Consider the following 26,977-nt stretch of genomic DNA (forward strand, 5'->3'; position numbering starts at 1 on the left):
CACCCTTCCCCCCTCCGGTCGCCCCGGCCGGAGGGGGATGATCTGCGGCGGGGTGCGCGGGGCCCAACTGGCCGGCACAGGGATTCAGCCTAGGTGTCGGGGGCCGGACGAAACGCGGCACACATTCGGAAGGCAGGACAACATGGGCGATGCATTCGATCTGGATCGCGACGAACGCGAGCAGGTGAAGGAGTTCGAGAAGCCGCCCACCTCCGTCATCTACGAGGCGATCCGCAGGCAAGGCGAGCACGAATTGTCCCGCACCGCCAGCGCCCTGTGGTGGTCCGGCGTCGTGGCCGGCATCGCCATCAGCACCTCGGTCCTGGGCAAGGGGTTCCTCACCGCCGTGATGCCGGAGGCCGGCTGGGCGTCCGTGGTCTCGAACTTCGGCTATTGCGCCGGCTTCCTGATCGTTATTCTCGGGCGGATGCAGCTTTTCACCGAGAACACGATCACGCCGATCCTGCCGCTGTTCCTCGACCCGACGGCCGAGAAATTCCTCAAGATCGGGCGGCTCTGGGGGATCGTGTTCCTGGCCAACATGGCCGGCTGCCTGGTGGCGGCTCTGGTGATCTCTCACGGGCGGATCATCCCGCCCGATCGCCTGGACGGCGTGCTGGAGATCTCGCGCCACTTCGCCGAGGCCTCCACCTTCGAGCATTTCTCGCGCGGGATACCGGCGGGGTTCATGATCGCGGCACTGGTCTGGATCCTGCCGCGAATGACCGGCGCGGGAGAGACGCTGATCATCATCATCCTGACCTACATGATCGCGCTCGGCGATCTGTCGCACGTCGTCGCGGGGGCGACAGAGCTGTTCGTCGTGATGTTTCACGGAGAGATCTCGGTCTGGCAGACCGTCTTCGCGGGGATTCTGCCGGCACTGGCGGGCAATGTGCTTGGCGGCACGGGCATATTCGCGGCGCTGACCTATGCGCAGGTGCGCCAGGAGATCTGAGCCTGCGCGGCCCCTGCCTAGGCCCGCCGGTCGACCCGGGCCAGCTGCGGATCGCCCCCGGCGGCCTCGTCCCGGCGGGCCCGCGCGGCCACCACGAGTGCGCTGAAAAGCCGCCGCTGCCGGCGCTGGTAAAACAGGTGTTCGGGATGCCATTGCACCCCGACGGTGAAGGGATCGCGCGTGCCCTCGACCGCCTGGACCATGCCGCCGGTATCCTCGGCCGCGATCTTCATCCCGCGCCCCAGGCGATCGACCGCCTGGGTGTGCAGCGCATTGACCCGCACCGCAGAGCCACCCAGCAGCTGGCGAAGCCGGGTCTGCGGACAGGTCCGGATCTCGCGGCGCGGCAGGATCGTCTTGTAGTGGCGGGCCTGCGGATACTGGCTCCAGGCGTCCTGATGCAGGGTCCCGCCCATGGCGACGTTCAGCATCTGCGCCCCGCGACAGATGCCGAGGACGGGCAGCCCCTCGTCGACCGCCGTTTCCGCCAGACGCCGTTCCAACGCGTCCCGGGCGGCATCGATCCGCGCCGTCGCCCGCAGCTCGCCGCCGTAGAGCTCGGCCGAGATGTCGTCGCCGCCGCCGATGATGAGCCCGTCGATCGTGTCGAGATCCGCGGGCCGCCCGGTGCCCCAGCGCACGGCGCGCCCGCCCGCAAGCCAGACGTTCAGCGCCACCAGCGGAAAAATCCGCCAGCCGGAGCGGCGCGAGGTGGTCACGCCGATGGTCGGGGTGGTCCTGGTCATTGCGGCGCCCCGGGACCGCCTTCGGGCGCGAGCTGGGCGAGTGGACCCAGCGCCTCGGTCATCCTGTCCTGCCAGTCCTGGTGGGGCGGGCGCAGGGGGACGTTTTCGAAATCGCCGCGCAGGGCACAGAGGCGGGAAAGACAGTCCGGGTCTGCGGCAACCCTCTCTGCCAGGATCCAGCGCCGCCATTCGTAGCCCAGCGACCAGCCTGGGGTTCCGAACCGCGTCTCGGGCATCCTGTAGTGATAGGTCGGACGCGCCTTGACCGCCCCCGCCTCCGCCTGACGGCGCGCAAAGCGGTCGGGCGCGAGATGGGCATAGGCCGGCAGCAGGTCGAGCCCGTGGTTGCGATCCGAGATATGCGCGTCGACCGCGTCGAGCAGGTGGCCCAAGTCGGCATCGCCGCCCATTTCCGCCAGCGCATCCACGAAGGCGCCCGGAAAGATCCGCGTGAACGGCAGCACCCGGCGGCTGACATCGAGCGGATCTCTCGCCCGCAACCAGGGCTCCAGCAGGGCGAAGGCGAGCGCTGTGCGCGGCATGTCCGTCCCGTTCTCAGGGTCCGCCAGTTCGACATTCAGATGCAGCCCGAAGCCATAGAGCAGCCCGTCGCGGGAGCCCGACGCCCCGGCGTCCGACAGCGCGTCCATCATCCGCTCCACCAGCGGCAGCCGGGACCGGGCAAGCGGCTCGGTCACGATCTCGAGCGGCACCACGCGGCGGGCGATATCGACGGCAAGCTCGGCGCCCTCCGACGTCGCCTCCGGCCGCAGACGCGTGTCCAGGTAGAGGTCCAGGCCGCCGATCCGGCTGTCCTCCAGCCGCCATTGTCCAGCCTTCGGGTGCGAGAGGTCGCCCCCAAGGCAGTCCCGCAGGATCGCCGCCGCGGGTTCGTCGTCGAGGTCGCCGAACTCGATCTCGATCCCCGTTCTGCGCCCGTCCTTGCGCTCGTCGCCATCGGCGCCCGGCAGTGGCGGGAAAGCGTCGAGCGCCAGGGCGGTCTCTGTCACATTCTGGTCCATGACGGGGGAACGCGAAGGCCCGCACCGAAGTTCCGATGGCGGGTACCCCCAAGAGCGGTCCTGACCCCTAACTTCATACCATCAAGTTACTTTTCAGAATCTACCGTCAAGATTTCCGCCTCAGTGCCCCCGGCCTGACAGCCCGAATCCCGCCCCTGCTCCGCGCGGCGGACCGGAGGGCTTTCGACGCGCAGAACGGCGCCGGCCGATTCAAGAGAATGCCCGATTTTTGCGCGGCATGCCTGAAAGGCGGGCCGCCTCTCTATCCCGCCCCGGAAACCGCCGCGAAATTCCGACAATGCCCGACATCTTGCACCCGCAGCATTGACTTTGCCCCCGTTGAACACATCGTTTACGACATGAATGGTACGTAAGCGACAAATATCGAAGGCCCCGCGAGACCTTCGCAAAGCCCCGGGCTAACCCCCCAGTGGACAATATTTCGCTTTTCTGGATCCGAGGACATCAATGAAAGATCAAGTCGTCTCTGGCGCTCCGTCGTCCTTTCCTGCGCATCCCTACCGCAAGGCCGCCGTCATCGGCGCCGGCTCCTGGGGGACCGCGCTGGCCGTCACCATGGCGCGGGCGGGCTGTGCCGTCTCGATCTACGGACGCGATCCGGAAGTGATCGCCGAGATGAACACGAAATCCACGACCGAACGCTTTCTGCCCGGCGTGTCGCTGCCCGGGAACCTCACCGGCGTCACCGACATGGCGCAGGCGTTGGAGGGGGCAGAGGCGGTGCTGATCGTCGTCCCCTCGCGCAGTGTCCGCGAGGTCTCGAGGCAGGTCGCCGAACACGTGCCCGCCGGCATCCCCATCGCCGTCTGCGCCAAGGGGATCGAGCCGGACACCGGCCTTCTGATGACCCAGGTCGCCGAGCAGGAGCTGAACGGCCACCCGATCGGCTGCCTTTCTGGCCCGACCTTCGCGCTGGAGACGGCCCTGGGCCATCCGACGGCGGCCACCGCGGCTTTTCCGTTCTCCTATGGCGACCGGCTGAAGCCCCACGACAGCCCGGCCGTCCGCCTGGCGGTGTCGCTGTCCACGGAAAGCTTCCGCGTCTACGTCTCCGACGACCTGGTCGGGGTCGAGATCGGCGGCGCGGTCAAGAACATCATCGCGATCGCCTGCGGCCTGATGACCGGCGCGGGCTTTGCCGAGAATACACGCGCCGCACTGATCACCCGCGGCCTCGACGAGATGAAGGCCCTGGCCGAGGCGCTCGGCGGGCGGCGCGAGACGGTGACCGGCCTGTCCGGGATCGGCGACCTCGCGCTGACCTGTTCCAGCGCCACGTCGCGTAACATGGCACTGGGCCAGCAGCTGGGCGAGGGCCTGTCCCGCGCGCAATGCTTCGAGGGCAAGCCCGTCGTCGTGGAAGGCGAGCTCAACGCCATATCGGTGACGGACCTCGCCCGCAGCCTCAAGGTCGCCATGCCGATCTGAGAAACAGTGCGCTCGATCCTCCATGACGGCGCCGGCCTCGGCAAGGCCTTCGCCAGCCTCTGGGCCCGCCCGATCGAGGCGGAACCCCGGGCCATGGACCTGTCATTCGACCACCCCGCAACAGAACAAGACATTGCAACATTTGCAGAAAGGATCTCATGAACCGGCGCGAAAAATTCGGTGTATCTGACATATCCGACAAGGACTTCGTCCTCGCAACCGACCTAGATGGCACCTTCCTCGGGGGATCGGACGAGCAGAGGAAGAGCCTCTATTCCTGGATAGAGACCAACCGGAGCCGCGTCGGACTGATCTTCGTGACCGGGCGCGATCCTGGCTTCATCCATGACCTGACGCGCAAGATGGGCGTGCCGCGCCCCGATTTCGTGATCGCGGACGTGGGGACCACCATCGCCACGATGGACCGGAACCACATCGTCTCTCCGATCCCCGAGCTGGAGGAAGAGATCGCGGTCGCTTGGGGCGACGCCGGGTCCAAGGCGCAATTCGCGCTGACCGGCGCGGCCGGGCTCAGGCTGCAGTCGACCCTGTTCCGCTACCGGCTGAGCTACGACATGGACCCGGCGCTGTTCGACGAGGCCGCGGTCGACACGATCGCGGAGCTCGGCCTCGACACGATCGTGTCTGACAACCGCTTTTTCGATGTCCTGCCGAAAGGGGTCAGCAAGGGCCCCTCGCTGCTGCGCCTTCTGACGCACCTGGGCATCGACAACCGGCGCGTCCTGGTGGCCGGCGACACCATGAACGACCTGACCATGTTGAAGATGGGCCTGCCGGCGGTGGCCGTCGGCGGATCCGAGCCGGCGCTGATCGACGAGGTGGAAGACCTGGAGCACGTCTACGCGGCACAGGCCGAGGGCGCCGCCGGGATCGCCGAGGCGATCCTGCACCACAACCTCTTCACTGCCGACTGAAAGGACCGTCCCATGTCATCCGAAATGGTCATCGTGTACCATCGCCAGCCCTACGAGGAAGTCGAGGAAAACGGCAAGATCGTCCTGCGCGAGAACAAAAGCCCGAACGGGATCGTGCCGACGCTCAAGGGGTTTTTCGGCAAGGTCAATCACGGCGCCTGGATCGCCTGGAAGCTGGCCGACGATCCCGACAATCCTGATTTCGAACGACGGATCGAGATCGACGACGATTACGGCAGCTACTCGGTGTCACGCCTGGCCCTGTCCGAGGACCAGGTGCGCGAATTCTACCACGTCACCTCGAAAGAGGCGTTCTGGCCGATCCTGCACGGCTTCAAGGAGCGCTACAATTACGACCCTGTGGACTGGGCCAACTTCCAGTCCGTCAATCGCCGCTTTGCGCAGGCGGCCGCCGAAGAGGCGGCAGAAGGGGCGCTCGTCTGGGTTCACGATTACAACCTGTGGCTCGTCCCCGGGTATCTGCGCGAGATGCGCCCCGATGTCAGGATCGCCTTCTTCCACCACACGCCGTTCCCGTCCTCGGACATCTTCAACCTGCTGCCCTGGCGGCGCGAGATCATCGCGAGCCTTCTGGCCTGCGACGACGTGGGCTTTCACATCCCGCGCTATGCCGCGAATTTCGTCTCGGTTGCCAGCAGCCTGTTCGACGTGGAAGTCATCGAGCGCAAGCAGGTCCCCGAGAAGTGGATCTCGGACGGGGCCGCGCTGACCGAACGGACCTGGCCCAACGCCATCCGGTGCGACGACCATGACGTGGCTGTCAGCGTCACGCCGGTAGGGGTCGACATCGGCTATATCGACGACATCGCCCGCTCCGAGGAGACGGCTGTCCAGACCAAGCGGATTAAGGAAGAGACGGACGAGGTGAAGCTGATCCTGTCGGTCGGCCGCACCGATTACACCAAGGGCGGCATCGAGCAGCTGGCGAGCTTCGAGCGGATCCTGGAGTTCAACCCCGAGCTGCGCGGCAAGGTCCGCCTGATGCATGTCTCGGTCGCGGCAAACCGCAACATGGCCGCCTACGAAGAGATCCAGACCGAGATGGAGCAGATCGTCGGGCGGGTGAATGGCCGCTTCGGCACGCTGGAATGGCAGCCGGTCACCTTCATCTCGCGCGCTATCCCGTTCACCCGGCTCGTGTCCTACTACCAATCGGCGGACGTGGCCTGGATCACGCCCCTCGCGGACGGCATGAACCTCGTCGCCAAGGAGTTCATCGCCTCGCGGATCGATGGGGGCGGTGTGCTGGTGCTCTCTGAATTCGCGGGCGCCGCGGTGGAACTGGCGGATGCGATCATCACCAATCCGTTCTCTTACAGGGCCATGGACCTGACGATCCTGAGCGCATTGGAGCTGCCGGAGCTAGAAGCCCGCCAGCGGATGAAGGGCCTGCGCAAGGCCGTGCAGGAAACCGACGTGCGCGGCTGGATGCCGGGGACACTGAAGATGCGAAGCGACGAGAACAGCGAAAGCGCGGCCTGACGCCGACGCGCCCGCCGGGGCCGGATCGGCCCCGGCAGAGGACATTGCCCGCCAGGCCCCCGAACCGCACCCCCAAGGGTGCCGTCGGGGCAGGCCGGGCGCGTAACCGCCCCCCCCCCCCCCCAGAAATCAGACGATGCCGCCGCCCGCCCCGCTGACCGCCGGACGCTCTGCCGCGACCGCGGCGCGGTAGCCTGACGCGCGGTAGGCCGCGACCGGGTCGATGGCGCCGCCCGCTTCGAAGCGGGCCATCGCCAGGATCGGCTCCACATCCGTGCGGAACCCGGCCTTGAGCAGGGTGGTCGCCATCAGCGCGTCATTCGCCTCCTGACATTCCGCCAGCGCCGCGCGATCCACCAACAGTGCCTGGGCATAGGCCCGCTGCACCTCTGTGGCCGAGACCATCAGGCTCTCGATCGGATCGGTGACGTTGTGGCTTTGATCGAGCATGTGCATCGGGTTGAAATCCGGGTTGTGCGCGGCCTCGACCAGCTCGTTGAACACCAGGAACAGGCGATAGGGGTCGATGCTGCCGGTATCGAGGTCGTCGTCCCCGTACTTGCTGTCGTTGAAGTGGAACCCCCCGAGTTTGCCGAACTGGGTCAGCCGGGCGACGATCATCTCGATGTTCACGGTCGGCGCGTGGTGGCCGAGGTCCACGAGGCACTTGGCCTTGTCCCCCAGTTGCTGCGCGATCAGCAGGTTGGTGCCCCAATCCTGCACCACCGTGGAATAGAACGCGGGCTCGTAGATCTTGTGTTCGGTCAGCAGCGTCCAGTCGTCCGGCAGGGCGTCGTAGACCGTGCGTGTGGCGTCGAGATAGCGTTCGAACTGGCGGGTGAAGTTGGTCTGGCCAGGGAAGTTGGACCCGTCCCCGATCCAGATCGTCAGCGCCTTCGACCCGATCTGCCGGCCAAGCTCGATACAGGCGATGTTGTGGTCGATCGCCTGCCGGCGCGTGGCCGCATCCGTGTGCGAGAGCGATCCGAACTTGTAGCTGAGCGCCTGGTCGGGCTGGTCTTGGAAGGTGTTGGAATTCATCGCGTCGAACGTCAGCCCGACCTCTTGCGCCTTGCTGTTGAGGTCCGCCGCCGGCTGCGCATCCCACGGGATATGCAGCGACACCGAGGGCGTCGCCCGGGTCAGCTTATGGATCACGCCGCAATCTTCGAGCTTGTCGAAGATGTCGCGCGGCTCTCCGGGGCCGGGAAAGCGGGCAAATCGGGTGCCGCCGGTGCCGACGCCCCAGCTGGGCACCGCGACACCGTAGCCCGCCACCTTCGCCTTGATCGCCGCGATGTCGATCCCGCGCCGGTCCAGATGCGCGCCCAGCGCCTCGTAATCGGCCGAGAGCCGTCCCTCGGCGGTGTCGTTGGCCGCCGCGATCCTGTCTGGATGTATCATGAAACCCTCCCCTTCAGCGCGTGAACGCCTGGACGTTGCCTGCGTCCACGTTGATGATGTTGCCCGTCGATTTCGACGAGAGATCCGAGGCCAGGAAATACGCGGCCTCCGCGATGTCCTCGGGCAGAACGGACCGCTTGAGCATGGAGCGTTCGCGGTACATCTCCTCCAGCCCGTCCTTGTCGGTGCCGTAGGTGCCTGCGCGCTGGTCCAGCCATTCGCCCTGCCAGATCTTGGAGCCCTTGAGCACCGCGTCCGGGTTGACCACGTTCACCCGCACCCCCATCGGCGCCCCTTCGAGCGCGAGGCACCGCGCGAGGTGAATCTCCGACGCCTTGGCCGTGCAATAGGCCGAGGCATTGGGTGACGCGGCCAGCCCGTTCTTGGAGGCGACGAAGACCACCGCCCCGCCGATGTCCTGCGCCCGGAACAGCTTGAACGCTTCGCGGCTGACCAGGAAATAGCCCGTCGACAGGATCGCCATGTTGCGGTTCCACAGCTCCAGCGTCGTGTCCTCGACCGGAGCCGAACTGGCGATGCCCGCGTTCGAGACCAGGATGTCGACGCCGCCGAACTCGGTGGCGGTCTCGGCATAGGCCGCGGCCACGGCGGCCTCGTCGGTCACGTTCATGGTGACAATGCGCACGACGTCCGGGGAGAAACGCGCCTTGAGATTGTCGGCGGTTTCGGCAAGGGCCGCGTCGTCGATATCGGCGAGCATCACGCAGGCCCCTTCGCGCAGATAGCGTTCCGCCGTGGCCGAGCCGATGCCGCCCGCGCCGCCCGTCACCAGCGCCACCCGTCCGGCCATGGATTTGGGCGCGGGCATCCGTTGCAGCTTTGCCTCTTCCAGCAGCCAGTATTCGATGTCGAAGGCCTCCTGTTCAGGCAGGCCCCGGTATTCAGACACCGCGTCTGCGCCGCGCATCACGTTGATTGCGTTGACGTAGAACTCGCCCGAGATCCGCGCCGTCGCCTTGTCCCTGGCGAAGGTGATCATACCGACGCCAGGCACCAGGTAGACCACCGCGTTCGGATCGCGCAGGGCCGGGCTGTCGTCATGTTTGCAGCGGTCGTAGTAGGCCTTGTAGTCCTCGCGATAGGCCGCGACCGCGTCGGCAAGGCCGGCCAGCGTGGCCTCCACGTCCGGCGTTGCGGGGTCGAACCCGACCACCAGCGGCCGGATCTTGGTGCGCAGGAAGTGGTCGGGGCAGGACGTGCCGAGCGCGGCCAGCCGTTCCATGTCGGCGGCATTGACGAATTCCAGCACCGCGTCGCTGTCGTTGAAATGGCCAACCATGTGCTGGGCGCCCGAGACCATCCCCCGGATCGCGGGCATCAGCCGGGCCGCGGTCGCGCGCCGCTCCGCCGCTGGCAGGCTTTGGTGCACCGCCCCGCCGAAGGCCGCCTTGCCGGCGGTTTCCTGGGCGAACCAGTCCATGGCCTTCTGGATGATCTCGAGCGTCAAGTCATAGCATTCCCTGGCGTCGTCCGACCAGGTGAACAGCCCGTGGCTTTCCAGCACGACGCCCTTCGCCTCGGGGTTCTTCGCGCAGAAATCCGACAGCCAGAGGCCCAGCTCGTAGCCCGGCCGTTTCCACGGCAGCCAGCCGATATCGTCGCCGAAGATCTTCCGCGTCAGCGCCTTGCTGTCCTTTGCCGCGGCGATCGCGATGATCGCGTCCGGATGCATGTGGTCGACGTGTTTCGCCGGCACATAGGCATGCAGCGGGGTGTCGATGCTGGCCGCGCGCGGGTTCAGGTTGAAGGTGCAATGGGGCAGGAAGCCCACCATCTCGTCCTCGAACCCGGGCCCGCGATAGACCCCGCGCAGGGCGTTCAGCTTGTCCATGTAGAGCGTCGCGAACCCGTCCATCCGGATCGAGCCCACGTCGCCGCCCGAGCCCTTGACCCAGAGCACCTCGACGGCCTCGCCGGTCAGCGGGTCGGTTTCCATTGCCTTGGCCGAGGTGTTTCCCCCGCCGTAATTCGTGATTCTCTTGTCCGATCCCAGAAGGTTGGACCGATAGAGCAGCTTCTCCGGCTCGCTCATCGCGGCGGCGCGGCCAACGTCCCATTTGTTTTCAAGACGTTGGCTTTGGGGCATTGGGGTCATTTGTGTCTCCATGGGCGACGGAAAACGGCGCGGATTTCGCCGACAAGCTGTCCCTGAAATCATCGCCTGTCAATCATGTTCAATCATTAATGGTCATGCTGCACTGCAGAATGATTGAATATGACAAATAATGATTGACAGATCGCCGCGAGTCGCAGCACGTTGCAGCCATCGAGGGAGGCGTTCCATGCACGAGAAAGACCGACATCGCGTCATCCTGTCCGCCGTTCAGGACCGGTCGCTGGTGACCGTGGTCGACCTCTGCGCCCTGACCGGCGCCTCCGAGGCGACCGTGCGCCGCGACATCAACACCCTCGACAAGCAAAAGCGCCTGCGCCGGGTGCGCGGCGGCGCCGAGGCCTTGGCCGCGAAGCCCTTCGTTGGCCTCGCCGGGCGGCCGTTCAGCGTCAACGAGACGCTCAACATCGCCGAGAAGCAGGCGATCGCCACCGCGGCCGTGGAGCTTTGCGAAGATGGCGAGCCGATCATCATCAACGGCGGCACGACCACCTTCCAGATGGTCCACCCGCTCGCCTCGCGCCGGCTGCAGGTGTTCACCAACTCCTTCCCGATCGCCGAGCACCTGCTGAAGAACACCACCAACACGGTGATGCTGTCCGGCGGGATCATCTACCGCGAGCAGAACATCATCCTGTCGCCATTCGACAACGACGTGACGCGCAATTTCTACGCCCGGCGCATGTTCATGGGCGCATCGGGCATCGGCCCGCTTGGCCTGATGGAGCAGGACCCGCTGCTGATCCAGGCCGAGCAGAAGCTGATCGGCCAGGCCGAAGAGCTGATCGTGCTCGTGGACAGCAGCAAATTCGCGAACCGCTCCAGCCTGGTGTTGTGCCCGCTGGACCGGATCGACACCATCATCACCGACGACGGCATCGACGATCGCACCGCGCGCATGCTGGAGGCGGCGGATGTCACGCTGATCGTGGTCCCGTCCGGGAGCGCGCAGAAAGAAGGGGTGGCGTCATAGCCCGCCCTGCCCAAACCACTCTTAAGGGAGGAAACCATGAGTGTATTTGACAAACTGATCGCCTCGGCCGCGCTGGCCACCGCGATGTTCGCCGGACCGGCGATGGCCCAGGACGACGTGCGCATCGCGCTGGTCGTCAAGGCGCTCGGCATCGGCTTTTTCGAGGCGGCCGCCGAAGGCGCCGAAGAGGCCGCCGAAGAACTCGGCAACGTCGAGATCATCTATACCGGCCCCACCGACACCACCGCCGAGGGCCAGATCGAGGTCATCAACTCGCTGATCGCGCAGAACGTGGATGCCATCGCCGTGTCGGCCAACGACACCGATGCGCTGGTGCCGGCCCTGCAGCGCGCCATGCAGCGCGGGATCACCGTGATCAGCTGGGATTCCGGCGTCGCGCCGGAGGGCCGCGAGCTTCACCTCAACCCGTCCTCGAACTCGCTGATCGGCAACATGATCATCAAGCTGGCGGCCGACCATCTGCCCGACGGCGGCGAAGTGGCGGTTCTCTCGGCCACCACCACCTCGACCAACCAGAACATCTGGATCGAGGAGATGAACAAGGTGATGGGCAATTATCCCGGCATCGAGGTCGTGGCGACGGTCTATGGCGACGATCTGGCCGACAAGTCCTACCGCGAGGCCACCGGCCTGATGCAATCCTACCCCGACCTCGACGCGATCATCGCGCCGACCTCCGTCGGGATCGTGGCCGCGGCCCAGGCCGTGGTCGATGCCGGCAAGGTCGGCGAGGTCAACGTGACGGGCCTCGGCCTGCCCTCCGAGATGGCCGGCGCCATCGAGTCGGGCGCCTCGCAATCCTTCGCGATCTGGAACCCGATCGACCTGGGCTACTCGGCGACGATGCTGGCCTACGAGCTGAGCCAGAACGGTGTCGAAGCCGCCCCCGGCGCGGAGATCCCGATGGGCCGCATGGGCACCCTGACGCTGGATGACAACAGCGAGGGCGCCATGGCGGACCCCTTCGTCTACGACGCCAGCAACATCGACCAGTTCAAGTCGATCTTCTGAGGTTTCCTCCCCGATTGGTCCGGCACGGGTAACCCCGTGTCGGGCCAAACGCCCCTGCCCCCATCTTTCGAAAGAATGCCGTCATGACAGAGCGTGCCGCGTCTGCCACTGCGCCCGTCGTCTCGATGGATGCGATCACTAAGACCTTTCCCGGGGTCAAGGCGCTCGACCGGGTCCGGCTCGACCTCTACCCCGGCCAGGTCACGGCGCTGGTGGGTGAGAACGGCGCGGGCAAATCCACCACGGTGAAGATCCTGACCGGCATCTACCGGCCCGACGGCGGCACGATCCGGATCAACGGCGACCCGATCGTGCTGAACACCCCCAACGACGCCTCCGAGGCCGGGATCACCGCGATCCACCAGGAGACGGTGCTGTTCGACGAGCTTTCGGTGGCCGAGAACATCTTCATCGGCCATGCCCCCCGCACCCGCTGGGGCCTGATCGACACCGCCGCCATGCACCGCGCCGCCCGCAAGCTGCTGGACGAGATCGGCGCCCCCTTCGGCACCCACACCCAGCTGCGCGAGCTTGGCATCGCCAGCAAGCACCTGGTCGCCATCGCCCGCGCCCTGTCGGTGGACGCCCGCGTGGTCATCATGGACGAACCGACCGCCGCCCTCTCTCACAAGGAGATCGAGGAGCTCTACGAGCTGGTCGAGACGCTCAAGTCCCAGGGCAAGGCGATCCTGTTCATCAGCCACAAGTTCGACGAGATCTTTCGCATCGCGGATCGTTATACCGTGTTCCGCGACGGTGCCTTCGTCGGCGACGGGCTGATCGCCGATATCGACGAGGACGCGCTGGTCAGGATGATGGTCGGCCGCGCCGTCGACCACATCTTTCCCCAGCGCGACCCGGTGGTGGGCGAGGACGTGTTGCAGGTCGTGGGCTACGATCACCCGACAGAGTTCGCCGACATCGGCTTTACCCTCAAGCGCGGCGAGATCCTGGGGTTCTACGGGCTGGTGGGGGCAGGCCGGTCGGAGCTCATGCAGGCGCTTTTCGGCATCACCCGGCCCAGCAAGGGCGTGACCAAGGTCAACGGCCAGATACGGGTCATCCGCTCGCCGGCCGCGGCGGTTGCCAGCGGCATCGTCTATGTCCCCGAGGATCGCGGCAAGCAGGGCGCGATCATCGGCCTGCCGATCTTTCAGAACATCACCTTGCCGTCGCTCCGGCGGACCTCGCGGTCCGGCTTCCTGCAGCTTGCCGAAGAGCTGCGCCTTGCCCGCGAATATTCCGAACGGCTGGACCTGCGTGCGGCCTCGCTGGACCAGGACGTGGGCAATCTGTCGGGCGGCAACCAGCAGAAGGTGGTCATCGCCAAGTGGCTGGCCACGCAGCCGCAGGTCATCATCCTCGACGAGCCCACGAAGGGCATCGACATCGGCTCCAAGGCGGCCGTCCATGAATTCATGGCCGAGCTGGCCAGCCAGGGCCTGTCGGTCATCATGGTCAGCTCCGAGATCCCCGAGGTGATCGGCATGTCCGACCGGGTGATCGTCATGCGCGACGGGCGCATCGTGGCCGAGGTGACCGGAGACGAGATGCGGCCCGAAACCCTTGTGCGCCACGCCGCCGGTATTGCCGCCACCCCCCAGAAGGAAGAGGCCTGACCCATGCTGCCCCGGATCATCCCCGTGCGCGAAACGATCCTGGCCGGTGCGATCCTGGCCCTGCTGGCCCTTATCGCCTCGCGGTTCGCAGGCTTCGTCGCGCCGTCGAACCTTGCCAATGTCTTCAACGACACCTCTCCACTGATCATTCTCGCGCTCGGCCAGATGGTGGTCATCCTGACACGCTGCATCGACCTGTCGGTCGCCGCCAACCTGGCCCTGACGGGAATGGCCGTCGCCATGATCAACGTTGCCATGCCGGGCCTGCCGATCCCGGTCATCATCGTCATCGCCCTGTTGCTGGGGGCTGCAATGGGGGCGGTCAACGGCCTTCTGGTGTGGAAGCTGTCGATCCCGCCGATCGTGGTCACCCTGGGCACCATGACGATCTTCCGCGGCATCATCTTCCTGATTTCAGGCGGAAAATGGGTCAATTCGCACGAGATGAGCGAGAGCTTCACCGGCTTTCCCCGGGCCGAGGTCCTGGGCCTGCCGCTGTTGTCCTGGGCGGCCATCGTCACGGTGCTGCTCTTTGCCATCATGATGGCGCGCACGCCGCTGGGCCGGTCGATCTTCGCCGTCGGCGGCAACCCTCACGCGGCGGTCTACACCGGCATCAACGTGGGCCGGACACAGTTCCTGGCCTTCGTCATCTCCGGCGCCCTGGCCGGCCTCACCGGCTATCTCTGGGTGGCGCGCTACGCGGTCGCCTATGTCGACATCGCCGGCGGGTTCGAGCTCGAGGTCGTGGCCGCCTGTGTCATCGGCGGCATCTCGATCGCGGGCGGGGTCGGATCGGTCGGCGGCGCGGTCCTTGGCGCGCTGTTTCTGGGCGTGGTCAAGAACGCGCTGCCGGTCGTCAACATCTCGCCCTTCTGGCAGCTGGCGATCTCGGGCAGCGCGATCCTGATCGCCGTGGCCTTCAACGCCCGGGCCGGGCGCAAGAAAGGCCGGATCATCCTCAAGTCAGCCGAGGCGAAATCATGAGCGACACCCTCCCCGAGCGCCGCATCCCCGACCGGCTGAACAGCCGCGCCTACCGGCTGTTCCGCAGCTGGGAGGCGCTTCTGCTCGCCGTGGCGATCGCGATCTTCGTCGTGAACAGCTTTGCCTCGCCCTATTTCCTCAGCGCCTGGAACCTCAGCGACGCGACCTTCAACTTCACCGAGAAGGCGATGATCGCCTTCGCCATGGCCCTGCTGATCATCTCGGGCGAGATCGACCTGTCGGTCGCCTCGATCATCGCGCTGGCCAGCACCGCGATGGGGCTCGCCCTGCAATACGGCGCGGGCACGCCAGAGCTGGTGGTCGTCGGCCTTGTCGTGGGCCTGCTCTGCGGCGCGTTCAACGCGGTCTTCGTGACCATCCTCGGGCTGCCGTCCATCGTCGTCACCATCGGCACCATGAGCCTGTTCCGGGGCATCAGCTACATCATCCTGGGCGATGACGCCTTCCGCGGCTATCCCTCCAGCTTCGCCTGGTTCGGACAGGGCTACATCTACTGGGTGTTCACGGTCGAGATGCTGTTCTTCGTCGTCATCGCCGTGATCTACGGGGTCGTGCTGCACAAGACCAACTTCGGCCGCGCCGTCTATGCCATCGGCAACAACCCGACCGGCGCGCTGTTCAGCGGGATCCGCGTGCAGCGGGTGAAGTTCATCCTGTTCCTGCTGACCGGGCTGATGTCCGGGGTCGCTGCGGTCTGTCTGACCTCGCGCCTGGGCTCGACCCGGCCCAGCATCGCCCAGGGGATGGAGCTTGAGGTCGTCACGATGGTCGTGCTCGGCGGGGTCAACATCCTCGGCGGGTCGGGGTCGATCCCCGGTGTCGTGATCGCGGCCTTCGTCATGGGGCTGGTGACCTTCGGCCTCGGCCTGCTGAACGTGCCGGGGATCGTCATGTCGATCTTCATCGGCCTGCTGCTGATCGGGGTGATCGCCCTGCCCCGGCTCTGGACGATGCTCGCGCGGAGGGCCCGGTCATGAGCGAACGCCACGTGTTCCGGATGCGCCTTCTGCCAGGGATGGAGGCCGAATACGAGCGTCGCCACGACGCGATCTGGCCTGAACTGACGGCCCTGCTGCGCGACGCGGGGGTGAGCGACTACAGCATCCACTTCGACACAGAGACAAACCTGCTGATCGGCGTCCTGACCCGCCGCGACGATCACCGCATGGACAGCCTGCCCGACCACCCGGTGATGCAGAAATGGTGGGCCCATATGGCCGACATCATGGAGACCGGGCCCGACAACGCGCCCGTCGCCATTCCGCTGCGCCGGCTCTTTCACATGCCATGACAGCCCCGCGCCACATCGCCGTCATCGACATCGGCAAGACCAACGCCAAGCTTGCGCTGGTCGACCTGGATGCACTCGAGGAGATCGCGGTCGTCACCCGACCCAACACCGTCGTGCCGGGGCCGCCTTGGCCCCATTTCGACGTGGCGGGCCACCGCGCCTTCCTGCTGGAGGCACTCGCGGCCTTTCACCGTGCACACCGCATCGACGCGATCTCCGTCACCACCCATGGCGCGAGCGTGGTGCTGCTGGACGATCGCTTCGGGCTCGCCGCGCCGATCCTGGATTACGAACACGACGGGCCCGAGGCGCTGACCGAGGCTTATGACAGGATCAGGCCCCCTTTCGCCGTGACCGGATCGCCGAGGCTCGCCGCGGGGCTCAACGTCGGGGCGCAGCTCCATTGGCAATTCCATGAGGACCCGGCCCTGCGCGACCGGACCGCCCATGTGCTGACCTATCCGCAATACTGGGGCCATTGGCTGACCGGCGAGATCGCCTGCGACGTGACCTCCATAGGCTGCCACACGGATCTCTGGCAGCCCTCGGCGGGCACGGTCTCGGACCTTGCCGAGGCGCTCGGCCTCGCGGGCAAGATGGCCCCGGTGCGCAGGTCGACCGACATCCTCGGCACGATCCTGCCGGGCATCGCCGACGCGACCGGATTGCCGCGCAACACGCCGGTTGCCGTCGGGATCCACGATTCCAACGCGTCGCTCTACCCGCATATCCTGGCGCAGGCGGCGCCCTTCTCGGTCGTGTCGACCGGCACTTGGGTCATCACCATGGCCGTCGGCGGCACCAGGGCGGCGCTCGACCCGGACCGGGATACGCTGGTGAACGTGAATGCCCTGGGCGATCCCGTGCCCTCGGCCCGCTTCATGGGCGGGCGGGAATACGAGATCGTGCAGGCCGGCGGCACCGCCGAACCGACCGGGCCGGACATCGCGCAGGTGCTGGCCTCGTCGCTCATGGTCCTGCCGGCGGTGGAGCCGCGCACCGGTCCGTTCAGGGGGTGCCCCATGCGCTGGACCGGCCCGGAGCCCGCCGTGGGCAGCGGCCAACGGGCGGCGGCGCTGTCGTTCTACCTCGCGCTGATGACCAACACCTGCCTTCGGCTGACCGGCGCGGAAGGCCCGACCATCGTCGAGGGGCCATTTGCCCGCAACGGGCTCTTCACCGGCATGCTTGGCGCGGCGACCGGTCGGCCGGTGCTGCAAAGCGGCACCGCGACCGGCACCAGCATCGGCGCGGCCCTGCTTTTTGCCGACCGATCCGCGCCCCCGCCCCGGATGGCCGAGGCGGCGACCGCCCCTCCGCCGGGCTGGGGCGACTACGCCGAGGCCTGGCGTCGGTGCACGGAAAGCCGGCCCTGACGGCCGCACCGGGGCGTGGCGTTCGAGCGGACATAAACACTCTGTCAATCTATGGCGGTCACATTGGCGTCCAACGTTCTCAAACCGGAACATGCAGTCAATGATCGGACCCCCCCTGTCGAAGCTGCGCTCTTATTGGGTGCGCTATGCGCTGGCGTTCGCCTTGCTGATATCGATGATCGCGGGGGCGCAATTCGTCAGCTGGCAGAGGCTGGAGTCCAGCGCCCGGGACGCCCGCATCATACGGATGAGCGACAGCCAGAAAATGCTCAGCCAGCGCTTGGCCTTCATGTCCCACAGACTGCATGTCGCCGGCGACGTCGAGGTGCACGGCCGGACCATCCTGACCGACCTGGAACAGTTCTTTTCCTCCCACAAGGCGCTGGTCGACATCGCCGAAGAGGTGCCGACTGCGGATGCCATCTATGCAACCGGGGAGGAGGCGGGGCTTGACGCGCGGGTCCGGCAGTTCGTGGCCGACATCCGCCTGATCCTGACTCTCGATCCGGCAGATCCGCGTTTCGACGTGGTCCTCCAGCGGATCGAGGAGGAGGCAAGCGGCCCGTTGCTGGCCGATCTCGAGGCGGCCCTCACCGCCTTTTCCGAGAACGCCCAGAAACGCTATGACCGGCTGCAGATCCTGCTGCGGGTCTTCTTCAGCCTGACGGTGGCGCTGCTGATCGCCGAGGCGACCCTGGTGTTCTGGCCGACCCACAGGAACATGAACAGGGCGCTGCGGATTGCCGAGGAACGGTCGAGGCGCCTGGAAGAGCGCAATACCCAGTTGGTGCAGCTGTCCGAGCGGCTGGAACATTCCGCCCTGCACGACCAGCTCACGGGGCTGGCGAACCGCAAGAAGCTCTACCGCAATCTCGAACAGCGGCTGGAGGATCGCCGCTCCGCCGGCGACTGCCAATGCGTGATGCACCTGGACCTCGACCGCTTCAAGGAGATCAACGATACCCTCGGCCATGCTGTTGGTGACATCGTGCTGAAGCGCGTGGCCGCCGCGATGCGCAGCCTGGTCCGGGCAGAGGACCTCGTGGCAAGGATCGGCGGGGACGAGTTCGTGATCGTCGCGGGCTTCACGGGCGCCAACCCGTCCGAACAGGCTGACCGGATCGCGACCAGCGTGATCCGGTGCATCCGGGCGCCGATGGTGATCGAAGGGCACAATTGCATTGTGGGCGCCAGCGTGGGCTACACGTTTTCCATGTCGGACCAGGACACGCCCGAGCGGCTGATCGCGAACGCCGACATCGCGCTTTACGAGGCAAAGCGGGCCGGCAAGGGGATCGCGGTCAAGTTCGACCCCTCGATGCGCCAGGGGATCGAGCGCCGGCACGAGCTGATGCAGGATCTGGAACGCGCGATCGGGCAGGATGAATTCGTGCCCTATTTCCAGCCGGCCATCTGCCTCAAGTCCGGAAGCGTGGTCGGGTTCGAAGCGCTGACCCGCTGGGAACACCCCGAGCGCGGAACGCTGCACCCATCGGAATTCGTCCACCTCGCCGAAGAGGCGGGCCTTCTGCGCCAGATCGAGACCCGCACGATGATCCTGAGTCTTGACGCCCTGACCGCGCTGCGGTGCGAGGGCTGGCACATTCCGTCCCTGGCCCTGAACACCTCCACCGACTCGCTGACCTCGCCCGACTACACCGCCGAGCTGGAGGAAGCGCTGGCAGAGCGCGGCCTGGCCCACGTGGACATCACCATCGAGGTCGTCGAGCGGACGTTGATCAACGCCCGCGACAGCCCGGCGCTCAAGACCCTGCGAACCCTGTCGGAGCGGGGCTGCGCCGTCGAGCTCGACGATTTCGGCACGGGCTATGCGTCGCTGTCGATGCTCGCGACGCTCGATCTGTCGGGGCTCAAGATCGACCGGTCGCTGATTGCCGACCTGCGGTCCACCCGCACCTGTCAGATCGTCGAGGCGGTCACCGGCCTCGGCAAGAGCATGGGGCTGAGGATCGTGGCGGAGGGGGTGGAGCATCCCTACCAGTTCGCCACCCTGCGCAAACTGGGCTGCGACGTGGTTCAGGGCTTCGGCATCGCCAAGCCCCTGTCCCTAAGCGAGGCCCGGGTGTGGCTGCACGATTACGGGTCACACCCGGGGGTCGCCGACAACCTCGCCGCGCCCCCGCGCGGCGCCTGATCCGCCGGATCAGGCGGCGGGGCGGTCCCCGCCCGGCCCGGCAGGGCACACCGACCCATGGCGGCAGCACCGCCCGGCAATGGCATCTGGGCCGTTGGGTGCGTTCACCCCCGGGCCGGGGATCAGCCGGCGCGGGTCATCCAGGCAGACCCAGCAACTGCCGGGCCTCACGCGGTGTCGCGACCGGGCGGTCGTATTTCCGGCAGACCTCGACCGTGCGCTGCACAAGGGCCGCGTTTGACGGGGCCAGCGTCTGCGGGTCGAGGCGGATGTTGTCCTCCAGCCCGGTGCGGGCATGGCCGCCGGCGGAGACGGACCATTCGTTGACCTCCAGTTGATGGCGCCCGATCCCCGCCGCGCACCATTCGGAGTTCGGCAGGAGGCGGGCCATCGTCTCCACGTAGATGTCGAAGACCCGGCTGTCGGCCGGCATCGCGTTCTTCACGCCCATGACGAACTGGACATAGGCATTGCCCCGGATCCGCCCATCCCCATTCATCTCCGCCGCCTTGAAGATATGCGACAGATCGAAGGCCTCGATCTCGGGCATCACGTCGTGGTGGCGCATCTCGGCGGCGAGCCAATCGACAAGATCGGGCGGGTTTTCATAGACCCGCGTCGGGAAATTGTTCGACCCCACCGACAGCGATGCCATCTCGGGCCGCAGCGGCAGCATGCCGCCGCGTTCCTTGCCAGCGCCCGAACGGCCCCCTGTCGACAGCTGGATGATCATGTCGGGGCAATGCCGGCGCAACCCCTCCATCAGCCGGGCGAAGCGGTCTGGGTCCGAGGTCGGAGTCTCGTTCTCGTCGCGCACGTGGGCATGGCAGATCGCGGCGCCGGCCTCATGGGCGGCCTGGGTGCTTTCGATCTGTTGCTCGATGGTGACGGGCACCGCCGGATTGTCTGCCGTGCGGGGAACAGAGCCGGTGATGGCAACGCATATGATGCAGGGTTTGGTCATGTTTCTCTTCATCGCCGGAGTGATGCCATGGCACGAGACGCCATCGATCCTCCGGATCGTCCTTTTGTGATCCCCTGTTTTCATATGCGACGGGGACGCGAGAGCAAACCGGCATCATGGCAAATCCGCGCATCTTCTCCGCCCGGGCGCCTGAGTGCCTGCACGCCGCGGTTTTCCGCAGGAGACCCGTCGGCCCTGCCCGCGGCCGCGGCGACGTGCGATTTGCCCGGGCAAAACCACAGTCAACCCAGCACACCCGCTCGGCCCCTCCGCCGCCGTCCGGGACGGCCGGCTCGGCGCGACGCGCCCGACCGGGACGTTGAACCTCGCAGCGGAGGGGTTCAGGTTTCGCAGAAATCTCAAGGAGACGCCAGATGAAGTACAGGACACTGGGCCGGTCCGGCCTGAAGGTTTCTCAACTCTGCCTCGGCACGATGACCTTTCACGGCGGCGACGGAATGTGGAAGGCGATCGGCCAGGTCGGTCAGGACGAGGCCGACGCGCTGGTCAAGACCGCGTTCGACGCGGGCATCAACTTCGTCGACACCGCCGATGTCTATTCCGATGGCGCGTCCGAGACGATGCTGGGCCAGGCGATCCGGAACCTCGGCATTCCGCGCAACGAGCTCGTGATCGCGACCAAGGCCTTCGGCAGGACCGGCGAGGGGCCGAACAACCGGGGCACGTCGCGCTATCACCTGATGGACGCCTGCAAGGCCAGCCTGGACCGGATGGGCGTCGACCACATTGACCTCTACCAGCTACACGGCTTCGACACAGAGACGCCGCTGGAGGAACAGCTGGAGGCGCTGCATACGCTGGTTCAGCATGGCCACGTGCGCTATGTCGGCGTGTCGAACTGGGCGGCCTGGCAACTGTCCAAGGCGCTGGGCATCGCCGAGCGCAAGGGCCTGACGCCGATTCGCTCGATCCAGTCCTACTACACGCTTGCAGGCCGCGACCTGGAGCGCGAGATCGTGCCCGCGCTGAGGGAGGAAGGGGTCGGCCTGATGGTCTGGAGCCCGCTTGCCGGCGGCTATCTCTCGGGCAAGTACACCGGGCAGAATGATGACGACGGGCGCCGCGCCTCGTTCGACTTTCCGCCCATCGACCGGGACAAGGCCGACCGGATCGTCGAGGTCATGCGCGGGATCGCGAAGGACAAGGAGGTCTCGGTGTCGCAGATCGCCCTGGCGTGGCTGTTGCACCAGGAGGTGGTGACCAGCGTGATCGTCGGGGCCAAGCGGCTCGACCAGTTGCAGGACAACATCGCCGCGACGCAGGTGCGCCTCAGCGACGCCGATCTGGGTGCGCTCGGCGAGGTCAGTGCCCTGGCGAAGGAGTATCCGGGCTGGATGTTCGAGATGCAGCAGGCCCGCCACGACTGACGCATGGCTCTGGCCGCCGCGTCGCGTCTGGCTGCGCGGTGGCGCCCCTCAATCCTTGAGCGAAATGGCTGCCGCGCGCATCTGGCGGTTCACCTCTGCCTGATGCTCTGCGTAGGCCCGGATCACGAGGTCGCGCAGCCAGGCATTGCCGGGGTCAGAGGAATTGCGGGCCGACCAGGCAAAGCGAATCGGGAAATCCGTGGGCGCCGCCACCGGTTCCAGCACCTGCAACTCGTAGCGCTTCCACAACTCCAGCATCACGAAGCTCGGCTGGGTCGCGATGAAATCTGTCGCGGCCAGCATCGGGCCGACGAGCGTGAAGTCGTGCACCTTGCCGCCGATGGTCCTCGGCCGGTTCAACTGCCGGTGTTCCTTTTCGATCGGCGTGCTGCCGGTGTCCTCGACCGCGACCTGCAGATAGCGGTATGACGCGGCCCTGTCCGCGCACCAGTCCCGGGCGACCGGATGGCCCTTGCGCACGAAGCTGAAGAAGGTGATCGGCTCCAGGTCGACCGCTTCGATCCCGTCCACCAGATGGGCGCGGCCACCCACATGCAGCAGGTCGATCAGCCCGTCGACCAGGTCGATCTGGTTGTTGGACCGGATCCGCACCCATTCGACCATGACGTTCGGCGCGACAGACTGGATCGCCGCCGTGGTCCGGGCCATGAAGGCCGGCGAGGAGTGCAGCGCGATCAGGAAGACGCGGTCGCTGGTCGCGGGGTCGAAGGGCTCCGGCGGCTCCAGCGCCCGGCGCAGGCCCCGCAGAACCGGCGCAAGCTGATCGGCCAGAAGCAGCGCCTGCGCGGTCGGCTGCATCTTGCCCCCGACCCGGACCAGCAGCGGATCGTCGAACTGCGTCCGCAACCGGCCCAGCGCGTGGCTGACCGCCGAGGGCGTCAGGGCCAACCGGTCCGCCGTGGCCGCCACGCTTCCCTCCTCGATCAGCGCCTCGAAGGTGATGAGCAGATTGAGGTCGACCTTGTGAAGCTGAATCTGGCTCATGTGCACCTGAAATCGTTTCGCTGCATGAAATTTTGCACGTGGGCTATGGTCGTTCAAGTCCAGAGAAATGTCAGACCGGTCGCAGCGCACCACACTTAAGATGTTGAAATAGCATGCGGTTCCCGCTTGGGGGACAACAAGGAAGCCATGTCTGGTGAGCGGGCAAACCAAAATGTGACCACCTGAATATCGTTCCTGGCGACCACGTCGGGACGGCTGATACCCCCCCCCGGCCGCATTGCGGGACCCGGCAACAAACCCGAGGAGAGACCAATGACAGACACCAAAGAAGCCCCCGCCCGCACCATGAGCGGCGAAGCCAACGGCCGCATATGGGGCCTTCGCGCCAGCGATTGGGCCAGCATCCAGGAACAGCAATGTGCGGTGACCTATCACGCCGTCTTCGACAGGGGCGTGGTCGGGTCCGGGACGCGGCTTCTGGATGCGGGCTGCGGCGCCGGGATGGCGCTGGAGCTCGCGGCCGATCTCGGCGCGTCCGTCTCGGGCATCGACGCCTCGGCCGCTCTGCTGAAGATCGCGCGGGACCGGCTTCCCGGTGTCAGCCTGGTGCAGGGCGATCTCGAGCGCCTGCCGTTCGACGACAACGACTTCGATATCGTCACCGGCTTCAATTCTTTCCAATACGCCAGCGATCCGGTCGCCGCCCTGCGCGAAGCCGCCCGCGTGACCCGGCCGGGCGGGCGCGTGTTCGTCATGACCTGGGGCGAGCCCGCGGGGATGGAGGCCGCGGCCTTCGTCGCGGCGCTGAAGCCGCTGCTGCCGCCGCCGCCCCCAGGCGCCGCCGGCCCCTTCGCCCTGTCCGAGCCCGGCAAACTCGCCGAGCTTGCAGGCAAGGCCGGGCTGACCGCGCTTGAGGTCTTCGACGTCGAGTCGCCCTGGGGCTACCCGGACCTTGCGACCGCCCTTAGGGGCCTGGGCTCGTCTGGAGTGGCCACCAAGGCGGCCGAGCACAGCGGCCAGGAGGCCCTCGATGCCGCCCACGAAACGGCGCTGGCCCCCTTCCGCCAGCCGGACGGAGGCTATCGCATCGGCGCGACATTCCGTATCCTTATGGCTGGCGTCGAAGGCTGATACCGCTTGGTCGCCGCGGCCCGCCGGTCTACCCTGCGGCTGCGGCTGCGGCTGCGGCTCCGGCTGCGGCTGTGGCTGTGGCTGTGGCTGTGGCGACCCGCTTTACATCGAAGTCCCCATGCGAGAGGCCCGAGGACAATATGGCACAGATATTTCAGGTGGTGGCCCTTGGCGTTGCAACGCTTGGCACGGGTGCCGCGACGATGACGGTGATGCGCGGCGACGTCCCCGATCTTGTTGTCCCCGAGGGCAACTGGTCGGCCGGCACCCAGCTCGACGGCAAGACGTTCGACTTTGTTGGCGCCGACCTGAACAGCGGCGAGGTCCTGACGGACGAGCTTGTCTTTCGTGACGGCACGTTTCAGTCCAGCAATTGCCAGATCTACTGCGATTTCGGATGGTCCGACTACCAGACCAAGACGGTAGGCGACGTGATCCATTTCACCGCCCGGACGGCCTGCCCGACCGCCCCGCATACGGTCGTGTGGTACGGCACGGTGAACGGTGACACGGTGGAAGTCGAAGGGACCTGGACCACGCGGCGCTGGTACTGGACCCATCAGATCGTCTTTGCCGGATCGGGATCGGCCGCGGCGCCTGTGCCTGGCCAGGACGTCGAGGGATAGGGCCCGGTCGTGACCCCCTCCCCATCGCGCATCGGCGGCCTGGTGCTGCGGATCGTGCTTTTCCTTGCGGTTCTCGCGCTCGCCACCTGGGGGGCGCACATGGTGCGCGAGGCCCTGAACCTCGAGATCCGGCCCGGCAACGAGCAGCAGGTCCATCGCGCGATCATGATGGGCGCGGTGGCCTATGTCGGGCTTCTGGCGCTGCCTTTCGTGCCGGGGGCCGAGATCGGGCTGGCGATGCTTGCCGCCTTCGGAGCGGGGATCGCGCCGCTGATCTATGTGGCCACGGTGGCCTCGATGACGCTGGCCTACACGGTCGGGCGCTTCCTGCCGATCAGCTTGCTGGAGCGTCTGTTGTCCCTGTTGCGCTTGCGGCGCGCGGCGGCCCTCGTCGCCCGCGTGGCCCCCCTGTCGCCGGACGACAGGCTCGCGGCGCTGCTCGACGGACAATCGCAACGTGCGCTGAGCCTCGGGCTGCGCTACCGCTACGTGGCACTCGCGCTTGCGGTGAACACGCCGGGAAACGCGATCGTCGGCGGCGGGGGCGGCATCATGATGATGGCGGGCCTGAGCGGCGTGTTCTCCCCGCTCGCGACCTTCGTGACCGTCGCGGTTGCCGTCTCTCCGGTGCCACTGGCGATGATGTTTCTCGGGCTGCAGATCGGATGAGAGCACCGGGGCCGCGGCATTGCGTTTGGCGCTTGATCCTGACGCGGGAAACGCAGAGCTTGAGGGTCTGTCCAGAGGTGTCTCTATGATCCGCCATGTCGTTCTCGTCTCGTTCAAACCCGAAGCGTCGGCCGACCAGACCTCGGCCTGGCACGACGCCGTCACCGAATTGTGCAAACAAAGCCCAGAGGTGCTGTCGTTTTCCCTCGGTCGGAACATCGGAAGCGGGCCGAACCATCACGACGCGGCGCTGGTCGCCGATTTCGCCGACATGGAGAGCTTTCGCCGGTACGTCGGCAGCGACCAGCACAAGGCCTATGTCGAAAACCACGCGCGTCAGGTGACCGCCAAGCTCGCCGCTATCCAGCACGAGATCTAGGACCTCCGACCGGGCCTGTCCCGCAGCCTGCCTGACCCCGTCAGCCGGGCGTCCCGGTCGCCGCCCCGGTTGATGTCGAGACCCCTCCGAGATGGGGCAGGACCGCCAACAGCGGGCTGACGAGGCTTCGCCCCAGGGCCCGGGCGCGGTCCGGCGACCAGCCGGTCGAGGGCACGGGAGCCTTGGTCACGTCCTTGAAAGGCTGCTCCAGCAGCACTGACAGGGCCTGCGGGAAATGATTGCCGACCCAGTTCCAGCCCATGCTCAGATCGGGCTCGGCCGGGCAGCCGCCCGGATAGGGATGGCCCGTCTCGTAGTCCGGCGTGGCCAGCGCCCAGGCCACTTCGAAAACCCGGAACGGGGCCCAGCGTTCGGAGCGCCAGGTGGGCACGTTCTCGGACGGCCAGATGAAGTTGCACCGCAGCTCGCCGTCGGCGTGGCAATCGAGGAAGAAGTCGACGCCGCGGTCCATCATCGCCGCGCGGATCACCGCGACTTCGGGTGTGGTTTCGGGGTCGGGCGCGACCCAGGCACGATTGAGATTGCACCGCGCCGCGTTCGAGCGCGACAGGCCCAGCGCGGAGCCGTCGGGGTTCGCGTTCACGACCACGTTGAGCTCCGCCCGCGCCAGCAGCATCCGCGCGGTGGCATCCGCCGGGTCCAGCAACCGCTCGAACAGGCCCTCGAGCAGAAAGCCGCCCTGGGTCTCGGACGGATGCTGCCGCGCGACGATCCATAGGGCGGGCTTGTCCGCGCCGGCGCCGAAGGTCAGCAGGTCCAGAGGCCGCCCGTCGACCGATTGCCCGATCTCGCGCAGCGCCGCATCTGGATGCGCGAGGGCCGCGGCGACCAGGGCCGCGTCGCGTTCCGGCCCGAACGGGGGGAACTGGCAGATCTGGACGATGTCGCGCTCGGGCCGCAGCGTGAAGCTGAAGGTCCGGCCGTCGTAGTCCGCGCCGATCCGGCGCCAGCTGACCCCGTCCTCGCTGACCATCGGCCCGGTGTCGGTCCATTTGTCGGCGTAGTCCTCACGATTGGCCATCCGCGCCGCCAGCGCCTCGGCCACGTCCTCGAACACGAAGGTCACCGTCCGCCCGCGCACGCCCGAGGCGCGGAAATTGTACCAGCCGATGAAGTTGGTGCCGGGATCGGGCGGGACCCGAAGCCTTATCAGCTCCGGGTCGCTGGCATCCAGCACCTCGATGCGCCCGCAGGGGATGGCCGCCGAAATCTGGACGGGCGCGCGCAT

24 protein-coding genes are annotated in these 26,977 nt (G+C 66.8%); 17 read left to right on the forward strand and 7 right to left on the reverse strand.

From position 1 onward, the window contains the following. The first annotated feature begins 142 nt into the window (after window positions 1–142). Window positions 143–958, forward strand: coding sequence for a formate/nitrite transporter family protein (locus ROA7023_RS11545; protein ID WP_085879192.1), 816 nt, complete (start codon window positions 143–145; stop codon window positions 956–958). 17 nt (window positions 959–975) lie between these two features. Here the strand turns inward: ROA7023_RS11545 and ROA7023_RS11550 are convergent, their stop codons facing one another. Both ROA7023_RS11550 and ROA7023_RS11555 read right to left on the reverse strand, forming a co-directional pair. Further along, window positions 976–1,704 carry a gamma-glutamyl-gamma-aminobutyrate hydrolase family protein gene (locus ROA7023_RS11550; protein ID WP_085879193.1) on the reverse strand — a complete coding sequence of 243 codons (729 nt, stop codon included), beginning with the start codon at window positions 1,702–1,704 and terminating at the stop codon, window positions 976–978. After that, window positions 1,701–2,714 (reverse strand): amidoligase family protein, encoded by a 1,014-nt coding sequence (locus tag ROA7023_RS11555; protein ID WP_159458490.1) that lies wholly within the window; start codon window positions 2,712–2,714, stop codon window positions 1,701–1,703. Before ROA7023_RS11555 ends, ROA7023_RS11550 begins: the two co-directional genes overlap by 4 nt. A gap of 480 nt (window positions 2,715–3,194) precedes the next feature. On the opposite strand from ROA7023_RS11555, the gene ROA7023_RS11560 reads away from it, so the two are divergent. The 3 genes from ROA7023_RS11560 (at window position 3,195) to ggpS (ending at window position 6,613) form a co-directional block, all read left to right on the forward strand. Then, on the forward strand, window positions 3,195–4,175 hold the full coding sequence (locus ROA7023_RS11560) for an NAD(P)H-dependent glycerol-3-phosphate dehydrogenase (protein ID WP_306372487.1): 981 nt from the start codon (window positions 3,195–3,197) through the stop codon (window positions 4,173–4,175). A gap of 158 nt (window positions 4,176–4,333) precedes the next feature. Continuing rightward, window positions 4,334–5,110, forward strand: a complete 777-nt coding sequence (locus ROA7023_RS11565; RefSeq protein WP_085879195.1) for an HAD-IIB family hydrolase — start codon at window positions 4,334–4,336, stop codon at window positions 5,108–5,110. A gap of 12 nt (window positions 5,111–5,122) precedes the next feature. Beyond that, a complete protein-coding gene (gene ggpS, locus ROA7023_RS11570) occupies window positions 5,123–6,613 on the forward strand; it encodes a glucosylglycerol-phosphate synthase (protein WP_085879196.1) in 1,491 nt (496 codons plus the stop codon). Window positions 6,614–6,742: 129 nt separating this feature from the next. On the opposite strand, the gene rhaI is transcribed toward ggpS, so the two are convergent. Together rhaI and ROA7023_RS11580 are read right to left on the reverse strand one after the other, a co-directional pair. Next, the gene (gene rhaI / locus ROA7023_RS11575; RefSeq protein WP_085879197.1) at window positions 6,743–8,017 is read right to left on the reverse strand and encodes an L-rhamnose catabolism isomerase; all 1,275 of its coding nucleotides are present in this window, start codon (window positions 8,015–8,017) and stop codon (window positions 6,743–6,745) included. A 13-nt stretch (window positions 8,018–8,030) separates the two neighbouring features. Continuing rightward, a complete protein-coding gene (locus ROA7023_RS11580; RefSeq protein ID WP_085879198.1) occupies window positions 8,031–10,133 on the reverse strand; it encodes a bifunctional rhamnulose-1-phosphate aldolase/short-chain dehydrogenase in 2,103 nt (700 codons plus the stop codon). Window positions 10,134–10,320: 187 nt separating this feature from the next. Between ROA7023_RS11580 and ROA7023_RS11585 the strand changes: the two genes are divergently transcribed. From ROA7023_RS11585 to ROA7023_RS11620, 8 genes are all read left to right on the forward strand, one after another. Beyond that, entirely contained in the window at window positions 10,321–11,124 is an 804-nt protein-coding gene (locus tag ROA7023_RS11585; protein WP_085879199.1) for a DeoR/GlpR family DNA-binding transcription regulator, read from the forward strand. 36 nt (window positions 11,125–11,160) lie between these two features. Then, window positions 11,161–12,156: a rhamnose ABC transporter substrate-binding protein gene (rhaS, locus tag ROA7023_RS11590; protein WP_085879200.1), complete on the forward strand. Its 996-nt coding sequence runs from the start codon at window positions 11,161–11,163 to the stop codon at window positions 12,154–12,156. A gap of 83 nt (window positions 12,157–12,239) precedes the next feature. Next, a complete protein-coding gene (locus tag ROA7023_RS11595) occupies window positions 12,240–13,775 on the forward strand; it encodes a sugar ABC transporter ATP-binding protein (protein WP_085879201.1) in 1,536 nt (511 codons plus the stop codon). Between the two features lie 3 nt (window positions 13,776–13,778). Beyond that, window positions 13,779–14,762, forward strand: coding sequence for an ABC transporter permease (locus ROA7023_RS11600; RefSeq protein ID WP_200812494.1), 984 nt, complete (start codon window positions 13,779–13,781; stop codon window positions 14,760–14,762). Further along, window positions 14,759–15,760, forward strand: a complete 1,002-nt coding sequence (locus ROA7023_RS11605; protein WP_085879202.1) for an ABC transporter permease — start codon at window positions 14,759–14,761, stop codon at window positions 15,758–15,760. The genes ROA7023_RS11600 and ROA7023_RS11605 overlap by 4 nt, the downstream gene beginning before the upstream one ends. After that, window positions 15,757–16,074 (forward strand): L-rhamnose mutarotase, encoded by a 318-nt coding sequence (locus ROA7023_RS11610; protein WP_085879203.1) that lies wholly within the window; start codon window positions 15,757–15,759, stop codon window positions 16,072–16,074. Before ROA7023_RS11605 ends, ROA7023_RS11610 begins: the two co-directional genes overlap by 4 nt. Next, the gene (locus ROA7023_RS11615; protein ID WP_085879204.1) at window positions 16,071–17,450 is read left to right on the forward strand and encodes an FGGY-family carbohydrate kinase; all 1,380 of its coding nucleotides are present in this window, start codon (window positions 16,071–16,073) and stop codon (window positions 17,448–17,450) included. Before ROA7023_RS11610 ends, ROA7023_RS11615 begins: the two co-directional genes overlap by 4 nt. Before the next feature lie 100 nt (window positions 17,451–17,550). After that, window positions 17,551–19,605 (forward strand): putative bifunctional diguanylate cyclase/phosphodiesterase, encoded by a 2,055-nt coding sequence (locus tag ROA7023_RS11620; RefSeq protein WP_159458491.1) that lies wholly within the window; start codon window positions 17,551–17,553, stop codon window positions 19,603–19,605. A 136-nt stretch (window positions 19,606–19,741) separates the two neighbouring features. Here the strand turns inward: ROA7023_RS11620 and ROA7023_RS11625 are convergent, their stop codons facing one another. Further along, window positions 19,742–20,569, reverse strand: coding sequence for a 3-oxoadipate:acetyl-CoA acetyltransferase (locus tag ROA7023_RS11625; RefSeq protein ID WP_085879206.1), 828 nt, complete (start codon window positions 20,567–20,569; stop codon window positions 19,742–19,744). A gap of 374 nt (window positions 20,570–20,943) precedes the next feature. Here ROA7023_RS11625 and ROA7023_RS11630 point away from each other — a divergent pair, with 374 nt between their 5' ends. Then, the gene (locus tag ROA7023_RS11630; RefSeq protein ID WP_085879207.1) at window positions 20,944–21,957 is read left to right on the forward strand and encodes an aldo/keto reductase; all 1,014 of its coding nucleotides are present in this window, start codon (window positions 20,944–20,946) and stop codon (window positions 21,955–21,957) included. 48 nt (window positions 21,958–22,005) lie between these two features. Here ROA7023_RS11630 and ROA7023_RS11635 read toward each other — a convergent pair whose 3' ends face one another. Continuing rightward, the gene (locus ROA7023_RS11635; protein WP_085879208.1) at window positions 22,006–22,962 is read right to left on the reverse strand and encodes a LysR family transcriptional regulator; all 957 of its coding nucleotides are present in this window, start codon (window positions 22,960–22,962) and stop codon (window positions 22,006–22,008) included. Between the two features lie 273 nt (window positions 22,963–23,235). On the opposite strand from ROA7023_RS11635, the gene ROA7023_RS11640 reads away from it, so the two are divergent. The 4 genes from ROA7023_RS11640 to ROA7023_RS11655 all read left to right on the forward strand — a co-directional run bounded on the left by ROA7023_RS11640 (window position 23,236) and on the right by ROA7023_RS11655 (window position 25,728). Beyond that, a complete protein-coding gene (locus ROA7023_RS11640) occupies window positions 23,236–24,054 on the forward strand; it encodes a class I SAM-dependent methyltransferase (RefSeq protein ID WP_085879209.1) in 819 nt (272 codons plus the stop codon). A 140-nt stretch (window positions 24,055–24,194) separates the two neighbouring features. Further along, the gene (locus ROA7023_RS11645) at window positions 24,195–24,680 is read left to right on the forward strand and encodes a hypothetical protein (protein WP_085879210.1); all 486 of its coding nucleotides are present in this window, start codon (window positions 24,195–24,197) and stop codon (window positions 24,678–24,680) included. A 9-nt stretch (window positions 24,681–24,689) separates the two neighbouring features. After that, window positions 24,690–25,349 carry a hypothetical protein gene (locus ROA7023_RS11650; RefSeq protein ID WP_085879211.1) on the forward strand — a complete coding sequence of 220 codons (660 nt, stop codon included), beginning with the start codon at window positions 24,690–24,692 and terminating at the stop codon, window positions 25,347–25,349. Window positions 25,350–25,434: 85 nt separating this feature from the next. Then, entirely contained in the window at window positions 25,435–25,728 is a 294-nt protein-coding gene (locus tag ROA7023_RS11655; RefSeq protein WP_085879212.1) for a Dabb family protein, read from the forward strand. Window positions 25,729–25,768: 40 nt separating this feature from the next. Here the strand turns inward: ROA7023_RS11655 and ROA7023_RS11660 are convergent, their stop codons facing one another. Then, on the reverse strand, window positions 25,769–26,977 hold the full coding sequence (locus ROA7023_RS11660; RefSeq protein WP_085879213.1) for a M14 family metallopeptidase: 1,209 nt from the start codon (window positions 26,975–26,977) through the stop codon (window positions 25,769–25,771).

The sequence above is a fragment of the Roseisalinus antarcticus genome, assembly GCF_900172355.1.
Taxonomy (GTDB): Bacteria; Pseudomonadota; Alphaproteobacteria; order Rhodobacterales; family Rhodobacteraceae; genus Oceanicola; species Oceanicola antarcticus_A.

Coding starts and splice junctions, on each gene's coding strand:
- ROA7023_RS11545 (WP_085879192.1), top strand. CDS start 143: ATGGGCGATGCATTCGATCTGGATCGCGACGAACGCGAGCAGGTGAAG.
- ROA7023_RS11550 (WP_085879193.1), bottom strand. CDS start 1,704: ATGACCAGGACCACCCCGACCATCGGCGTGACCACCTCGCGCCGCTCC.
- ROA7023_RS11560 (WP_306372487.1), top strand. CDS start 3,195: ATGAAAGATCAAGTCGTCTCTGGCGCTCCGTCGTCCTTTCCTGCGCAT.
- ROA7023_RS11565 (WP_085879195.1), top strand. CDS start 4,334: ATGAACCGGCGCGAAAAATTCGGTGTATCTGACATATCCGACAAGGAC.
- ggpS (WP_085879196.1), top strand. CDS start 5,123: ATGTCATCCGAAATGGTCATCGTGTACCATCGCCAGCCCTACGAGGAA.
- rhaI (WP_085879197.1), bottom strand. CDS start 8,017: ATGATACATCCAGACAGGATCGCGGCGGCCAACGACACCGCCGAGGGA.
- ROA7023_RS11580 (WP_085879198.1), bottom strand. CDS start 10,133: ATGACCCCAATGCCCCAAAGCCAACGTCTTGAAAACAAATGGGACGTT.
- ROA7023_RS11585 (WP_085879199.1), top strand. CDS start 10,321: ATGCACGAGAAAGACCGACATCGCGTCATCCTGTCCGCCGTTCAGGAC.
- rhaS (WP_085879200.1), top strand. CDS start 11,161: ATGAGTGTATTTGACAAACTGATCGCCTCGGCCGCGCTGGCCACCGCG.
- ROA7023_RS11595 (WP_085879201.1), top strand. CDS start 12,240: ATGACAGAGCGTGCCGCGTCTGCCACTGCGCCCGTCGTCTCGATGGAT.
- ROA7023_RS11600 (WP_200812494.1), top strand. CDS start 13,779: ATGCTGCCCCGGATCATCCCCGTGCGCGAAACGATCCTGGCCGGTGCG.
- ROA7023_RS11605 (WP_085879202.1), top strand. CDS start 14,759: ATGAGCGACACCCTCCCCGAGCGCCGCATCCCCGACCGGCTGAACAGC.
- ROA7023_RS11610 (WP_085879203.1), top strand. CDS start 15,757: ATGAGCGAACGCCACGTGTTCCGGATGCGCCTTCTGCCAGGGATGGAG.
- ROA7023_RS11615 (WP_085879204.1), top strand. CDS start 16,071: ATGACAGCCCCGCGCCACATCGCCGTCATCGACATCGGCAAGACCAAC.
- ROA7023_RS11620 (WP_159458491.1), top strand. CDS start 17,551: ATGATCGGACCCCCCCTGTCGAAGCTGCGCTCTTATTGGGTGCGCTAT.
- ROA7023_RS11625 (WP_085879206.1), bottom strand. CDS start 20,569: ATGACCAAACCCTGCATCATATGCGTTGCCATCACCGGCTCTGTTCCC.
- ROA7023_RS11630 (WP_085879207.1), top strand. CDS start 20,944: ATGAAGTACAGGACACTGGGCCGGTCCGGCCTGAAGGTTTCTCAACTC.
- ROA7023_RS11635 (WP_085879208.1), bottom strand. CDS start 22,962: ATGAGCCAGATTCAGCTTCACAAGGTCGACCTCAATCTGCTCATCACC.
- ROA7023_RS11640 (WP_085879209.1), top strand. CDS start 23,236: ATGACAGACACCAAAGAAGCCCCCGCCCGCACCATGAGCGGCGAAGCC.
- ROA7023_RS11645 (WP_085879210.1), top strand. CDS start 24,195: ATGGCACAGATATTTCAGGTGGTGGCCCTTGGCGTTGCAACGCTTGGC.
- ROA7023_RS11655 (WP_085879212.1), top strand. CDS start 25,435: ATGATCCGCCATGTCGTTCTCGTCTCGTTCAAACCCGAAGCGTCGGCC.
- ROA7023_RS11660 (WP_085879213.1), bottom strand. CDS start 26,977: ATGCGCGCGCCCGTCCAGATTTCGGCGGCCATCCCCTGCGGGCGCATC.